At 37.1% G+C, this 15965-nt stretch carries 12 protein-coding genes; 8 read left to right on the forward strand and 4 right to left on the reverse strand.

Annotation, left to right across the window (positions count from 1 at the left end; all coding sequences use genetic code 11):
* Positions 1-136: 136 nt before the first annotated feature.
* Positions 137-1582, reverse strand: a complete 1446-nt coding sequence (locus G9H60_RS11380; RefSeq protein ID WP_223144181.1) for a CCA tRNA nucleotidyltransferase — start codon at positions 1580-1582, stop codon at positions 137-139.
* Positions 1579-2145, reverse strand: coding sequence for an L-threonylcarbamoyladenylate synthase (locus tag G9H60_RS11385; RefSeq protein WP_223144182.1), 567 nt, complete (start codon positions 2143-2145; stop codon positions 1579-1581). The genes G9H60_RS11380 and G9H60_RS11385 overlap by 4 nt, the downstream gene beginning before the upstream one ends.
* Before the next feature lie 107 nt (positions 2146-2252).
* Between G9H60_RS11385 and argS the strand changes: the two genes are divergently transcribed.
* From argS to G9H60_RS11405, 4 genes are all read left to right on the forward strand, one after another.
* A complete protein-coding gene (argS, locus tag G9H60_RS11390; protein WP_223144183.1) occupies positions 2253-4040 on the forward strand; it encodes an arginine--tRNA ligase in 1788 nt (595 codons plus the stop codon).
* 1 nt (position 4041) lies between these two features.
* Entirely contained in the window at positions 4042-4668 is a 627-nt protein-coding gene (locus tag G9H60_RS11395; protein ID WP_223144184.1) for a glutathione peroxidase, read from the forward strand.
* Positions 4669-4732: 64 nt separating this feature from the next.
* Positions 4733-5647, forward strand: coding sequence for a 1,4-dihydroxy-2-naphthoate octaprenyltransferase (gene menA, locus G9H60_RS11400; RefSeq protein WP_223144185.1), 915 nt, complete (start codon positions 4733-4735; stop codon positions 5645-5647).
* A gap of 37 nt (positions 5648-5684) precedes the next feature.
* Positions 5685-7031, forward strand: a complete 1347-nt coding sequence (locus tag G9H60_RS11405; RefSeq protein ID WP_223144186.1) for a tetratricopeptide repeat protein — start codon at positions 5685-5687, stop codon at positions 7029-7031.
* 1 nt (position 7032) lies between these two features.
* On the opposite strand, the gene G9H60_RS11410 is transcribed toward G9H60_RS11405, so the two are convergent.
* Complete coding sequence (locus G9H60_RS11410) at positions 7033-7806, reverse strand: AMP nucleosidase (RefSeq protein ID WP_223144187.1); 774 nt, start codon at positions 7804-7806, stop codon at positions 7033-7035.
* Positions 7807-7872: 66 nt separating this feature from the next.
* On the opposite strand from G9H60_RS11410, the gene G9H60_RS11415 reads away from it, so the two are divergent.
* The 4 genes from G9H60_RS11415 to G9H60_RS11430 all read left to right on the forward strand — a co-directional run bounded on the left by G9H60_RS11415 (position 7873) and on the right by G9H60_RS11430 (position 12352).
* On the forward strand, positions 7873-8334 hold the full coding sequence (locus G9H60_RS11415) for a type I restriction enzyme HsdR N-terminal domain-containing protein (protein WP_223144188.1): 462 nt from the start codon (positions 7873-7875) through the stop codon (positions 8332-8334).
* On the forward strand, positions 8331-9968 hold the full coding sequence (gene pafA, locus G9H60_RS11420) for an alkaline phosphatase PafA (protein WP_223144189.1): 1638 nt from the start codon (positions 8331-8333) through the stop codon (positions 9966-9968). The genes G9H60_RS11415 and pafA overlap by 4 nt, the downstream gene beginning before the upstream one ends.
* A gap of 86 nt (positions 9969-10054) precedes the next feature.
* Positions 10055-11368: a UDP-glucose dehydrogenase family protein gene (locus tag G9H60_RS11425; RefSeq protein WP_223144190.1), complete on the forward strand. Its 1314-nt coding sequence runs from the start codon at positions 10055-10057 to the stop codon at positions 11366-11368.
* Between the two features lie 9 nt (positions 11369-11377).
* Positions 11378-12352, forward strand: a complete 975-nt coding sequence (locus tag G9H60_RS11430; protein ID WP_166228663.1) for a UDP-glucuronic acid decarboxylase family protein — start codon at positions 11378-11380, stop codon at positions 12350-12352.
* Between the two features lie 234 nt (positions 12353-12586).
* On the opposite strand, the gene G9H60_RS11435 is transcribed toward G9H60_RS11430, so the two are convergent.
* A complete protein-coding gene (locus G9H60_RS11435; RefSeq protein WP_223144191.1) occupies positions 12587-15895 on the reverse strand; it encodes a TonB-dependent receptor in 3309 nt (1102 codons plus the stop codon).
* Between the last annotated feature and the right edge of the window lie 70 nt (positions 15896-15965).

Here is a 15965-nt window from a genome sequence, read left to right on the forward strand (position 1 = left end):
TAAAATAGGCTGATGAAGCTCAACAACGGCTTTCACGCACGAAAGCTTAAACTTGTAGGAATACTTGACTTTTCTTGACATAAAAACACCCAAAAAGTTGTCTAACTTTTTGGGTGCAGTTCAAAGAGACCTTTTTTTATGCTAAATCAGCAAGACTAATATGAGGACTCAGACCGAGTTTCTTTCCTTCTTCCAGCATAAATTCCCAAGCCGAGGCTAAATCATTTTTTACTTGGCCTTCTAAAATAGCTTCTCGAATAGCCACTTTAATTAATCCAATCTCTTTCCCTGGACCAATATCAAAAACTTGCATGATAATCTCCCCAGAAATTATGGGTTGAAAATTTCGTAATGAGTCCTTTTCCTCTACCTCTTTTAATTTCTCTTCTACCTTATCAAAATTCTTTAAATACCTCTTTACTTTATCCCCATTTTTGGAAGTGATATCTGCTCGACACAATGTCATTAAGGCTTCTAACTCTTCTCCTGCCTCAAATAATAGTCGACGTAAGGCTGCATCAGTAATTTCTTCTTTAGACAAAGCTATGGGCCTTAAATGCAAACGAACTAGCTTTTGAACTAATTTCATTTTCTCATTCAGTGGCAACTTTAATCGCTTGAAAATGGACGGAACCTGCCTTGCTCCCATTTCTTCATGTCCATGGAAAGTCCATCCTTTTTTCGGATCAAAGCGCTTGGTAGCAGGTTTAGCTATATCGTGTAAAATAGCTGCCCAGCGCCACCATAAGTCATCGGTATGTTGAGAAATATTATCTAATACCTGCAGGGTGTGATAAAAATTATCTTTATGCCCTTTTCCTTCTTCAGTATCTACTCCTTTTAACTTTACAAATTCAGGAAAAATGATGGGCAAAATTCCACATGCATCAAGTAGCAAAAATCCATAAGAAGGTTTTCTGCAAAGAATAATCTTGTTTAGTTCCTCTGATATACGCTCCATGGAAATTATTTCCAAGCGCCCATTCTCTACTTGAAGTGCTTCAAAAGTAGTTGGAAATATATCAAAGCCTAACTGAGCCGCAAAACGAACAGCTCGCATCATGCGCAGAGGATCATCGGAAAAGGTAATACCCGGTTCCAAAGGTGTACGTAATATTCGAGCTTCTAGGTCTTTTATTCCATCAAATGGATCTAAAAGTTTACCCCAATGGGCTGAATTAAGCTGTACTGCCATGGCATTGATGGTAAAATCTCTTCGATTTTGATCATCCTCCAAGCTTCCTTCTTCTACAATGGGTTTTCTAGAATCACGTTGGTAAGATTCTTTTCTTGCTCCAACAAATTCTAAATCCCAGTCGTCCACCTTCAACATGGCTGTTCCAAAGTTCTTAAAAACAGAAACCTGATGTTCTGGCAAATTAAATTCACGAGCCACTTCTTCCGCCAATGCAATGCCTGAGCCTATGCAAACCACATCAATGTCCTTCTTACTATCTCTTCCTAAAATGGCATCTCTTACATATCCCCCAATGACATAGGCATCCAATCCCAAACGGTCAGCAGCTGCTCCAATCTTGAAAAAAATCGGATTCTCAATAATTTCCTTTCCCGTTTTTATCATGGACGAATCATCGTATAATCACCATTCAGGCCTAATTTGACAATTTTAGATGCCTTAGCTTTTCCTTTAGGAGGATTGGGGTTTTGTAAAATATAATCTACCCCATCTTTAATAATTGGTGAAACAGTTTCAAAATTTTCTGGTGAAGGTTCTCCAGAAATATTCGCTGAAGTGGAAACAATCGCTCTCTGGTATCGATAAACAAGACCTTTACAAAACTCATCTTTCACTAAACGAATAGCAATGGTTCCCTCAGGTCCTAAGACGTATTTACTTACATTTTTACCTTTAGGATAAATGACAGTTAAAGGATCTTCCGCAAAATCGACTAAGTCCCAGGCTATATCAGGCACTTGTTCTACATATTCATTTAATTGCTCAATCTTGGAAATAAGCAAAATTAGACCTTTGTTTTCAGGTCTTTGTTTGATGTCAAACAATTTCTCAATGGACGCATCCATTCGGGCATCACATCCCAAACCCCAGATGGTATCACTAGGATATAAGAGTACGCCTCCAGATTTTAATGATTTTAACGCGTCGTCGTAAATGGACTGTATCATAACACAAAGGTAAAGATTAATTCCTCTTTTATTAAGTCAAGAATCAATGTTTAGCTTGAATTGGCTACCTTTGCAAACATTTTAATCACAATTTCTTAGTCTTTGGTATGTCGATTATACAAGTACAACTCATTGCAAGTATTCAAGCTGGTTTAAGTTCTTTATTTCACATAGAGGAAAATGACTTAAGTCTTCAAGAAACTAAAAAGGAATTTGAAGGAGCTTATACTTTTGTTGTCTTTCCTTATACCAAAAGGGCTGCTAAGGCTCCAGCCCAAATTGCTCAAGCTTTGGGTGATTATTTATTAGAAAATAATCCACAACTAGTTAAGGCTTATCAAGTAGTTCAAGGATTCTTAAATATTTCCTTGCACGATTCTGTTTGGTATGGTTTATTACAAGAAATAGCCTCGGACGATTCAGCTTTTCAGTTGGATCCCAAAAATGAAAAAATTGTTATTGAGTACTCTTCTCCCAATACCAACAAGCCCCTTCATTTAGGCCATCTAAGAAATAATTTTCTAGGTTATTCGGTAGCTCAAATACTGAAAGCAGGAGGTTATGAGGTAATTAAAACAAACTTAGTTAATGATAGAGGCATACATATTTGTAAGTCCATGTTGGCCTATCAATTATTTGGAAATGGGGAAACTCCTAGTTCAAGTGGATTAAAAGGTGACCATTTGGTAGGCAAATACTATGTAGCCTTTGATAAGGCTTATAAATCAGAAATTGAACAATTAGTTTCTACTGGTGTTGATCCTGAAAAAGCCAAAGCTCAAGCACCCATTATGTTACAAGCTCAGGCTATGTTATTGGCTTGGGAACAAGGAGAACCTGCCGTTATTCAATTATGGGAAACCATGAACGCCTGGGTATTGGAGGGTTTTGCGGCTAGTTATAATCAAATGGGGGTAGATTTTGATAAAATTTATCGTGAATCCAATACGTATTTATTAGGTAAAAAATTAGTAGATGAAGGTTTATCTCAAGGTGTTTTTTACCAAAAACCTGATGGATCTGTTTGGATTAATTTGGAGGATGAGGGCTTGGATGAAAAATTAGTCTTAAGAAAGGATGGGACTTCGGTTTACATCACTCAAGATATGGGTACAGCCCAATTGAAATATGAAGACTTTGGAGCTCAGCAGTCAATTTATGTCGTAGGTAATGAGCAAGATTACCATTTTGAAGTCTTATTCCATATTTTAAAGAAACTGAATAAACCATTCTCTTTGGGGAACTATCACCTTTCTTATGGTATGGTGGATTTACCAAGCGGTAAAATGAAATCGAGAGAAGGAACAGTTGTAGATGCGGATGACCTAATGCAGGAAATGGTGGATACTGCTAGAGAAAGAACATTGGAATTAGGGAAAATTGAAGGATTCACAGAAGAAGAATCCAATCAATTATTTCAGCAATTGGGCATGGGAGCATTAAAATACTTCTTATTGAAAGTAGACCCTAAAAAACGTATGTTATTCAATCCTGAGGAATCCATTGATTTCCAAGGAAATACAGGGCCATTTATCCAATATACACACACAAGAATTTGCTCTATCCGTAGAAAAGCCATAGAAAAAGGCTATCCACTTAATGGAGAAACTCAATCGAAAATATCCTTTGCCGAATCGGAAAGAGAATTAATATTTTTGTTGGGAACTTACAAAAGCAAATTGGCAGAAGCATGTGAGAATTTCTCCCCATCAATAATTGCTCAATATTCTTTTGATTTAGCTAAACAATTCAATAAATTTTACAATGAATTGACCATCTTAAATGAAGAAAACGAGGAGATTAGAACAATTCGACTTACCTTGGCAGACTTAACAGGCAAAACAATTCAGCACGCAACTTCGTTATTGGGGATAGTTTCACCTGAACGAATGTAACATGAAACGAATCTTAACTTTCTCACTTATATTAATCACTGTCGTTATGCTAGTAAATATTGTAAAAATTGGATCCTTATTAACGGCTCTAACATTGCCGTTTACACAAAACACCATTTTAAATCGCCCAGAAAACGTGGAAACTGTTGTTGCAGCACCGAACTTTCATAATTTTAAAATGAAAGGAATTGATGGAAAGGTTATTGACTTTAGCCAATTCAAAGGAAAGAAAGTTGTCGTATTAAATACGGCTTCTAAATGTGGATATACACCACAGTATGCAGATTGGGAGAAATTCCACCAAGCAAACAAAGATGTAGTTATTTTAGGTTTTCCTGCCAATGAATTTGGTGGTCAAGAACCAGGTAGCAATGAGGAAATTGCCAGCTTTTGCCAAAAAAATTACGGAGTTAGTTTCCAGATGATGGAGAAAGTCGTAGTGAAAGGCGATGGTAAGTGTGATTTATACAAATGGCTTACAGATAAAAAAGGAAACGGTTGGAATGAAAAAGAACCAAGCTGGAATTTTTGCAAGTATGTCATCAACGAAAAAGGTGAATTAGTCAACTTTTTCGCATCAGCTATCAAACCTTCGAGCCCAGAATTTCTCCAAGCTTTAGCGAAATAATCATTTTCTTACATCCCTGAATTCACAAAATTCAGGGATGTTTGTTTCTAATAAATACAAGCATATGAATCGTTGGGTAGAAGCCGCCAGGCCCCGCACATTACCTCTGGCCATAGCCAGTACCATTTTAGGTAATATTTTAGCCTATGTGGATGGCCACTTTCAATGGACTATTGGCGCCTTAGCTATTCTAACTACCCTCCTACTTCAAATTTTATCCAATTTTGCCAATGATTTGGGTGATACTCAAAATGGCATAGACAATGCCGATAGAAAAGTAGCCTTACGAGCCGTTCAGACAGGTGCTATCAGTCCGACTGAAATGAAAAATGCTGTATACCTAAGTGCACTTTTAGCATTCATTTCAGGAATTAGTTTATTGTTTACTAGCCTTCAAACGGCCCCCTTGGAAATCATTCTTGGCTTTTTAGTTGTAGGACTTTTGGCCATCGGTGCTGCCATTGCGTATACCGTTGGTAAAAGACCTTATGGATATATGGGATTGGGGGACCTCTCTGTTTTCATTTTTTTTGGCTTAGTAGGTACAGTAGGCGTTTATTTTTTACAAACTTTGGAATTCAAATTAGCCACATTTTTGCCTGCTGCTGGATGTGGATTTATGTCTGTTGCTGTATTGAATTTGAATAATTTAAGGGATTTAGAAAATGATAAAAAACAAGGAAAATTATCCATTCCCGTTCGAATTGGTAAAACAGCCGGATTTTTATATCAAAAGTTTTTATACATTCTAAGCATCTTAAGTTTTGGTATATATCCCATGATGAATTTTGGGGTTCCTCCTACTTTTCTTCAAAACTCCAGTATGTTAGCGGCCTATATTCCCATTGCACTATTAGCCAACAAATTACAACCCAATTTAACTCCTGCTCAAATAGATCCTTATTTGAAAAAAACGGCTTTGATAACCTTATGGCTTATTTTGGTATTTGGCTTTACACAAATTTTTCTTAGCGAGTGATTTCCCTTATTTTTACACCATAAATAGACATTAAAACATGAAGTGGACTTCTCTGGCTTTTGCCTGCTTGCTTATTTTTTCTAATTCCATACTGGCCCAAGATGCTGTTAATTACATGGAGTTAGGCTTAACTCAAAATAAAACAGGTAATTATGCCGAAGCTCTCCGCAACTTCAGTATTGAAATTGAGAAAAACACAGCCAATCCGAATCCAGTTGCCTTTTATAACCGTGGATTTGCGAAGTATAACCTAAAAGATTTTCGTGGGGCAATCTTAGATTTCGAAAAAGCGATTGAATTAAAATCAACTTACTATGAAGCATTTATTGCTCGTGGTCAGAGTTATAGTAAGCAAGACAATCACAAAATTGCTATTCAAGACTACAACGAAGCGATTCGTTTAAATCCCTTGGAGGCAACCGCTTACTATTCCCGAGGATTATCAAAAAGCAAATTAGAAAACTACCGTGGTGGTTTATCCGACTTCAACAAATCCTTGGAATTAAATCCTGAATATGCTCCGTGCTTGGCCGCTAGAGGGGATTGCAAAGTGAAATTAGGGGAATACGCTAGCAGTATTGAAGATTACAGCAAGGCCATTGAAATAAGTCCAAAAAGATCTACCTATTATTCTGGAAGAGGATTTGCCAAAATGAAACTGAATGATTTTGCCAATGCCTTAAAGGATTTTAATGAGGCTTTAAAAATCAGTCCGGATGAGGCCAATGATTGGTATTATTCAGGATTTTGTAAAACTCAATTGGAAAATTTCAGAGGAGAAAATGGTGAAAAAGGAGCTTTAGAAGATTTCAACAAAGCTTTAGAATTAGAACCATCCAAAGTAGAGGCATTTTACGGAAGAGGATTTGTTAAATCTAAATTAGGAGATCAACGAGGTGCTATTGAGGATTATACCAAAGCTGTGGACATGGGAAATTTAGATAATGCTAAAATTCTATATACCGCAAAAATGAATAAGGCGGTATTGGATGAATTACGAAATTCGGTTCAAGATAAAATCAAAATTGCAGAATTCACAACTGAAAGGGCTGAAATTTATTTCAATCGAGGATTGGCAAAATCAAAGTCAGGCGATCCCAAACAAGCGATGGAAGATTACAATCGAGCCATTTCTTTGAATCCTATTTATGCAGATGCGTATTTCATGAGGGCAATGGCCAAATCCAATGTTGGAGATCAGCGCAGTGCTATTCAAGATTGTAGTAATGCCATCAAATTGAATGCCAAATACGCTGAAGCTTATTTTGTCAGAGGTATAATCAAATTAGCATTAGCTGATACCACCGGATGCTTGGATTTAAGTAAAGCAGGAGAATTAGGATACAATCCTTCCTTCCAAGTAATCCGAGATTTCTGTAACTAATTTATTCGAAACGTAAGTGTTTTACGGATTCTCCAGAAGAAGCTAACTCTTCCAAAGCGTCTATGCCTATTTGAAGGTGTAGATTCACATAGTTATCAGTTACTTTTTTATCGCTAGCATCCGTTTTTACACCATCGGGAGTCATTGGATTATCAGATACTAAAAGCAAAGCTCCACGTGGTATTTTATTGACAAATCCCACCGTAAAAATCGTTGCCGTCTCCATGTCGATGCACATAGCACGGATGTCTGACAAATACTTTTTAAACTCTTCATCGTGCTCCCAAACCCGACGGTTCGTTGTATAAATTAAGCCTGTCCAATAATCTTTTTCATGTTTTTTAATCATGGAAGACACGGAACGCTGTAAACGGAAAGAGGGTAATGCTGGGATTTCTTTGGGCATATATTCATCCGATGTTCCTTCTCCCCTAACGGCGGCAATAGGCAAGATTAAATCACCCAATGCTAGGTTCTTTTTAAGTCCACCACATTTTCCTAAAAACAATACAGCTTTAGGAGAAATGGCAGAAAGAATATCCATCACTGTTGCTGCCATGGGTGAACCCATACCAAAATTGATAATGGTGATGTTATCGGCGGTAGCGGTTTGCATAGGACGATCTTGTCCTAAAATTTCTACGTCAAATTTTTGGGCAAACATGTCCACGTAATTCTTGAAATTGGTTAATAAAATGTATTGACCAAATTTTTCCAATGGTGTACCTGTGTAGCGGGGTAACCAATTTTGTACAATTTCTTCTTTAGTTTTCATGAAAAGATAAAGTTCGTGATGAAATTAATCTACAAATAGATTAATTTAGAGTTTGTGTAATGGCCCATGATGCAACCGATAGCTGACCTGACGCTCCAATTTCCCCCTTATGATTACAAATTAAAAAAAAAGGATGGAAAACTCTATATTTTTGACCCTATCGCCAAAAAATATAGATTGCTTTCTCCAGAGGAATGGGTCCGTCAACATTGTTTGCAGTACATTACGAGTCATTTACATTACCCGAGTGCCATGATTCAAATTGAAGGAGGCATTAGTGTCAATCAATTACAAAGGAGAAGTGATATTCAAATTTTTGCCAAAGATGGAAGTGTGTTTATGATCATTGAATGTAAAGCTCCACATGTGAAACTAACTAATGTTACATGGCAACAGATTAGTCAATATCAAAAGCAAATTAATTCCAAGTTCTTAGTACTTACCAATGGACTGGAAACAAGATTATTAGAAATCGATTTATTACACCAAAAAACGAATACATTAACAGAATTCCCTATTTATTCATGAAAAAAACGACACAAGTATTTGCCATTTTGATCATCAGTCTACTTAGCATCAGCACGACTTGGGCTCAAAATAAAACTAAATCATTAGCTAAAAGACCAGCCTTGGTTGTAGGCATTGTGGTTGATCAAATGCGCTATGATTACTTATATAAATATCAAGATCGATATAGCGATAATGGTTTCAAACGTTTAATGCGCGAAGGATTAAATTGTCAGGATAATCATTACAACTATGCCCCAACTGTAACTGCTGCTGGCCATGCTAGTGTGTATACAGGAACAGTACCTGCCGTTCATGGTATTGTAGGAAATGATTGGACAGATGTAGCCACGGGAAAAAAGGTATATTGTACAGAAGACAGTACGGTTACAACGGTAGGAACTACAGGCAAAACGGGATTTATGTCGCCCAAAAATCTTTGGACCAGCACTATTACTGACCAATTGAGAATTGCACAAAATTTCCGATCTAAAACGATAGCAATTGCCTTGAAAGACCGTGGAGCTATTTTACCTGGAGGACATACGGCCAATGGGTCATATTGGTATGATTCCAAAGAAGGACGCTGGATTACATCCTCATTTTACATGAAAGAATTACCTACTTGGGTTCAGAAGTTTAATTCGGAAGAAAAAGCGCTAAAATATGTCAAGCAAGGATGGAATACGTTATATCCAATAGAAAGCTATGTACAAAGTGCGGAAGACAATTTACCTTTTGAGGGAAAATTACCATCAGAAAAAACACCAACATTCCCACATGCACTAGAAGGTCCAAATCCATTGGAAATCATTCGTTCTACTCCATATGGTAATTCAATAACCAAAGATTTTGCTTTGAAAGCCATTGAAGAAGAAAAATTAGGACAAAACAATAACACTGACTTTTTAGCGGTCAGCTTTTCGTCCACGGATTATGTAGGTCATGCTTTTGGACCACAATCCATCGAATTGGAAGATACGTATTTACGTTTGGACCGAGATATTGCTGAATTATTGAGCTATTTGGATAAGCAATTTGGCAAAGATCGAGTATTAGTATTTTTAACAGCTGACCATGCTGTAGCAGAAGTACCTGGATACTTACAATCTAAAAAAATGCCTGGTGGAGTATTTGAAGCTGGTAAAGCTTTAACGGAAGTTAAAAATGCCCTACAAAAAGAATTTGGAACAGATAAATTAATTGTGGGAAGTGAGAATTCACAACTTTACATTGACCATGCATTAGTAGAAAAATTAGCCATCAATCGCAAAAAACTACATCAAGTAATCTTGACTGCTTATTCCAAAATAGAAGGTACTTCCACCATAGTGGATATGCAGGATGTAACCAATAGTAGTTTGATTCAACCTTACAAAGAATTGGTATCGAATGGATATAATCCCTCAAGAAGTGGTGATTTCATGATTTTATTAAAACCACAATGGTTTATGGGAGGAAAAACGGGTACCACCCACAGTACCTTATATGCTTATGATACACATGTACCTTTATTATTTTATGGCTGGAAGGTGAAACCTCAAGAGTTAAGTAGTAGAACTAGCATTAGCGACATATCTACCACCTTAGCAAATTGGTTAGGTTGCATGGAGCCTTCAGGAAGTATTGGTAAAATAATACCGATGGCTAAATAAGTTTTGATTATCCATTGCATTTATAAATTTTAAAAGAAAAATGGCTAATTTTGAGCCAAATTTTTGAACTAAATAAAGATTAACCCATGAAAATTGCGGTAGTAGGAACGGGATATGTAGGCCTTGTTACAGGAACATGTTTTTCAGAAACAGGTAACCACGTCACATGTGTCGATATCAATGAGGCTAAGATTAATCAAATGAAAGCGGGTATTGTACCCATTTATGAGCCAGGTTTAGAAGATTTATTCCACCGCAATGTGGAAGAAGGTCGTTTAAATTTTACCACTTCGTTGGTTGATGGAATTGAAGGAGCTAAAGTAATCTTTTTAGCCCTACCAACTCCTCCAGGAGAAGATGGTTCAGCAGATTTAAAATACATCTTACAGGTAGCCAATGATTTAGGCCCATTATTGAAAGAATATACAGTTATCATTGATAAAAGTACTGTTCCTGTGGGCACTTCAGAATTGGTAAAAAATGCCATTGCAAAACATGCGAAGGTTCCTTTTGATGTGGTATCTAATCCTGAATTTTTACGTGAAGGTGTAGCAGTGGAAGACTTTATGAAACCTGATCGAGTAGTGATAGGTACTGAATCTGAGCGAGCTAAAGAATTAATGACCAAATTGTACGCGCCTTTGGTTCGCCAGGGAAATCCCATCATTTTTATGGATGAACGTTCCGCTGAAATGACCAAATATGCGGCCAATGCGTTTTTAGCAACCAAGATTACCTTCATGAATGAAATAGCCAATTTATGTGAATTGGTGGGTGCTAATGTGGATGATATTCGTCGCGGTATTGGTACAGATTCTCGTATTGGTAAGCGCTTCTTATTTGCAGGTATTGGCTATGGTGGAAGTTGTTTTCCAAAAGATGTTCAAGCGCTAGCTAAAACATCCGAAGAGAATAATTACAAGTTCCATATTTTGGATAGCGTTATGCGCGTAAATGAAAACCAAAAGACTAAATTATTGCCTCAAGTTCGCCAGTATTTCAAGGAAGATTTAGCAGGCAAAACTATTGCCATTTGGGGTTTGGCATTTAAGCCATACACAGATGATATTCGTGAAGCACCGGCTTTGTATAACATTGAAGCATTATTAGAAGCAGGATGCACTATTAAAGCTTATGATCCTGAAGCTATGCCAAATGTTCAGGCTTTATTAGGAGATAGTGTCCAATTTTGCAAAAATCCATACGAAGCCCTAGAGGATGCGGATGCCTTATTGATTGTCACTGAATGGCCTCAATTCCGTACACCGGATTTCGAAAAAATGGATTCATTGCTAAAAAACAAAGTCATTTTTGATGGTAGAAATTTATATGAATTATCTCAAATGAAAGAATTGGGGTATACGTATTACTCGATTGGCCGTCAAACCGTATTATCATAAATCATAGAAATGAAAAGAGTATTAATAACAGGGGGTGCAGGATTTTTAGGGTCACATTTATGTGATCGATTTATCAAAGAGGGTTTTCATGTGATTGCCATGGATAATTTAATCACAGGTGATTTGAAAAACATTGAGCATCTTTTTAAGCTACCCAACTTTGAATTTTATCACCATGATGTATCTAAATTCATCCATGTACCTGGTGAATTAGATTATATTCTTCATTTTGCTTCTCCAGCCTCCCCTATTGACTATTTGAAAATCCCAATTCAAACCTTAAAAGTTGGTTCTTTGGGAATTCATAACTGTTTAGGATTGGCACGTGTTAAAAATGCACGTGTATTGATTGCCTCTACTTCTGAAGTTTATGGAGACCCATTGGTTCATCCGCAGACTGAAGAGTATTGGGGAAATGTAAATCCAGTTGGTCCAAGAGGCGTATATGATGAAGCTAAGCGCTTTCAGGAAGCTATGACCATGGCATACCACACGTATCACGGAGTAGAAACGCGTATTGTCCGTATATTCAACACCTACGGCCCTAGAATGCGATTGAATGATGGTCGCGTATTACCTGCATTTATTGGTCAGGCCTTACGAGGTGAGGACTTAACTATGTTTGGTGATGGATCTCAAACAAGAGCATTTTGCTACGTTGATGATTTGGTAGAAGGAATATATCGTTTATTGCTAAGCGATTATGCTCAACCTGTGAATATCGGAAATCCAGATGAAATCACCATCAAGGAGTTTGGAGAGGAAATTATCAAATTGACGGGTACTAGTCAGAAGTTAATCTCTCTGCCTTTGCCGACAGATGATCCTAAACAGAGAAAACCAGATATTACTAAGGCTAAAGCCATATTAGGTTGGGAACCGAAGGTTTCTAGAGCTGAAGGTTTAAAAATCACCTATGAATATTTCAAATCATTAAGTCAGGAAGACTTACATCGATTAGCTCATCATAAGGAGTTTAAATAAAAACCTGAACATGATTATATTAAGGCCAGCTTTCGCTGGCCTTTTTTATTGTCCTAACTTTATCAGAAACTTGATAAAGAATTTCGAATTAAAATAAATTTATTTTCGAAATCGTTATCAACGCACAACGCTGTCAAGGTTTGGAACCTTGCCAGCGTGAAAAAATGCGTTGAAAAAAAAACAGGCTGCCCGAATGAGCAGCCTGTTTTAACATATAGGATTTGTCTATTTCGATTATTCGAAGATATAACGAATACCTAACTGAGCTTGCCAAACATTATTTACGTTGATTGATTTCACGAATGAATCACGTAATAAGATAGTTTCGTTAGCTCCTGAAGCGTTTTGAATAACTTGAGTACCCATTTGATACGTAACAGTTCCATTAGACGCTGTAGTGAAACGTAATGGGTTAGCATTTGTTGGAACCCAACCTACACCCCAAGTATTATCTAATAAGTTACCTACGTTCAAGATATCAGCACGTAAACGGATGATATTTTTCTTGTTCTTACCTGTTTTGATATGGAAATCTTGCTCAACAGTAAAGTCAAAACGAGTTAACCAAGGAGAGTAAGCACCATTACGTTCAGCATACATTCCACGACGATTGCTCAAATACTCATTTCCATCAATGAATGCGTCAAATGCAGCAGCTTGTTCAGCTGGAGTATAAGTACGACCATTAACTGTCAATGGAGTAAATGTTAAATCAGTTGCTCTATATGGAACATAAATTAAATCGTTGATTTGACCATCTCCGTTGAAATCAGCACCAAAAGTGTAAGATTGACGGTAACCGCTAGATGAAACTGCACCTAAAGTAAACATGGTAGATCCACCTAATTTTCCACCATAATTCAAGCGGTAATTTACAAATCCTACGAAGCGATGACGTAAGTCATTATCTGAATAAGAAGTATTCAAATAGTTTTGACCAAATTCAGAAGCAATGTTAGCTTGAACAGTAGAACCTACAGATTGAATATCCTTAGCAACAGCATAAGTATAACCTAACATACCACCAAAACCATCAACAGTTGGTTTCTCTAATTTTGCTGTAAATGAATATGATTCACCTTTATCTGTGTTTGTTAATACGAATACGTTGGTTGTAGCTGAGTTAATAAAACGACCTGCTGTATTGAAACGACTACGGTTATCTGGACCTACAAAAGTAGCAGCTGGTGCTTTTAAGTTAGCATCTATGTAACGTAAAGAATTGATGTTCTTGTTGTAAATAGCCTCCAATGTACCCACTAAGCCCCAAGGCAATTTCTTGTCAATGGCAAAGTTTGTTTTCCAAATCATTGGGTTTTTCAAGTCTTCTGTAGAAGCGTTCACTACATAAGCTGGCAACTTATTGATGTCAGTAGTAGCTGGCTTGTATACGGTTGGATTCATTGTAAATGGATATGCCGTTGTGTTAGAAGCTGAAATAACAGCTGTATTCACACCATTATTACCCAATTGGTTAGAAACCAATACTTGTGGAATTCTAGATACGAAGAATCCTGTACCACCACGTACTTGTAGTGATTTGTCTCCATTGACATCATAGTTAAATCCAATACGTGGAGAAACCAATAATTTTGCTGGAGGGAAAGCGCCTGTGTTTACTTTCAAATCCTTACCGTTTTCATCTTTGTAAGTCAAACCTGCAACAATTGGATTGTAAAAGTCTGCAGAAGTTGAATTGTCATAAGAGAACAAATCAAAACGTACACCACCAGTCACTTTAAATTTCTCAGAAACCTGGAATTCATCTTGCAAATAAGCTGAATAGGTAGAAACTTTCAATTGTTGTAATGGCTCAGCACCATCTGGCAATAAAGAGTAACGGTAGTTAAAACGAGGCATAACAACTGGAGAAACAGCTAAATTTGGATTGGCTTTGTAGGCCAAAGCTGCCGTTTTGAAATCGTTGATCGAATTAAACACATACACACCATTCGAAGATGGGAAGAATACGTTATTTGATACGAAATACTCATAACTTAATCCAAATGTGAATGTGTGCTTATCGTTGAAATAAGTCAAGTTGTTAGTAAAATTCAAAGTAGAATAATTCAACTTGTTATTTGGAGTAAATGGATCCATACCTAATGAAGTATAGGTAGAACCATCTTTCAAGATATCAATTGTCGGGAACAAAGCTGTTTGAGCTCTATCTTCAATTTGCTTGTTATACGTAGCAATGAAGTTATTCGCAAACTTAGAGTTAAGCGTTGAGTTTAACTCGGCTACGATGGAACGTGTATTATCTTGAATGATATACCCTGTATTTTGAGGAGACAAGGCTAAAGCAGAGTTTGTACGGTTACCATTTCCAGCCGTATTACTACTGTTTGAGTTAGAAATGATTGATCCAGACTCTGAATCATGTTGAGAGTAGCGAATCGTTAATTTGTTGTTGTTGTTGATGTTATAATCTAAACGCAACAAACCTTTCTTCGAAGTAACTTCATTATTGAAATTATCAATGGCACCAATTTCATAGTTGAAATTAGTCTTCATGAAATTTCCCAAATCTTCAATATCTGAAGCCAATACACGAGATACGTTACCGGTAGCTCCAGAACGGTTAGCTGACCAGTTTAATGCAGGTGTTGAACTCTTAAATTCTTCGTAATTAGCAAAGAAGAATAATTTATCCTTAATCAATGGTCCTCCTACACGGAAACCAGTTGTCTTTTCTGAAATGTTGATGGAAGGTAAATCTCTACCATCAGCTTTCTTTCCTACTAAATCACTGTTTCTGAAAATATGATAAGCTGATCCAGTGAAGTCATTTGTTCCAGAACGAGTAACGGCGTTGATACCAGCACCAGCAAAACCTGACTGACGCACATCAAATGGAGCAATGTTAATTTGAATTTGCTCAATTGCGTCCAAAGAAACGGCTGTAGTACCCGTACGACCACCTGCTTGAGATGAACTACCTAAACCAAAACCATTGTTGAAAACAGATCCGTCAATGGTGAAGTTATTGAAACGTGAATCTTGTCCTGCAAATGAACGGCCATTACTATACGCGTTGTATTTGGTAATATCGTCAATTGTACGACCGATTGTAGGCAAACCATTGATGGTTTCAGTAGCGAATGAAGTAGCCGCCCCTGTTCTGTTTGAACTAAACAAATCTGAACGAGAAGACTTTACTACAACTTCTTGTAATTGTTGTCCTTCTTCCTCTAACTTGAAACTTACGTTGGTAGATGTACCTAAACTAGTGAATAGATTGTCTTTAACTTGTTCTTTGTAACCAACAAAAGTTACTTTTAAAACAAATGGTCCACCCACACGAACACCAATAAGGGTATAACGACCAGCAGCGTTAGTGGCTACCCCATACTTGGTCCCAGATGGAGTGTGCACAGCTAAAACGCTAGCACCTGGCAAAACTTCTCCTTTAGCATCGGTAACAGTACCGGTAAAGGAGGAGCTAGTAACTTGAGCAAATAGCTGCCCAATCGGCAATGCCATCAAAAGCGCAAAAAACGCCCCCAATAACACAGAACGAGTAATAAATCTTTTCTGCATAAATTTGGAATTTAGTTATAATTGAGTTGAAAGATATTTCCACAAAATAAATGGAAAAAATCAAATACTA

This window comes from Aquirufa aurantiipilula, assembly GCF_019923745.1.
Taxonomy (GTDB): domain Bacteria; phylum Bacteroidota; class Bacteroidia; order Cytophagales; family Spirosomataceae; genus Aquirufa; species Aquirufa aurantiipilula.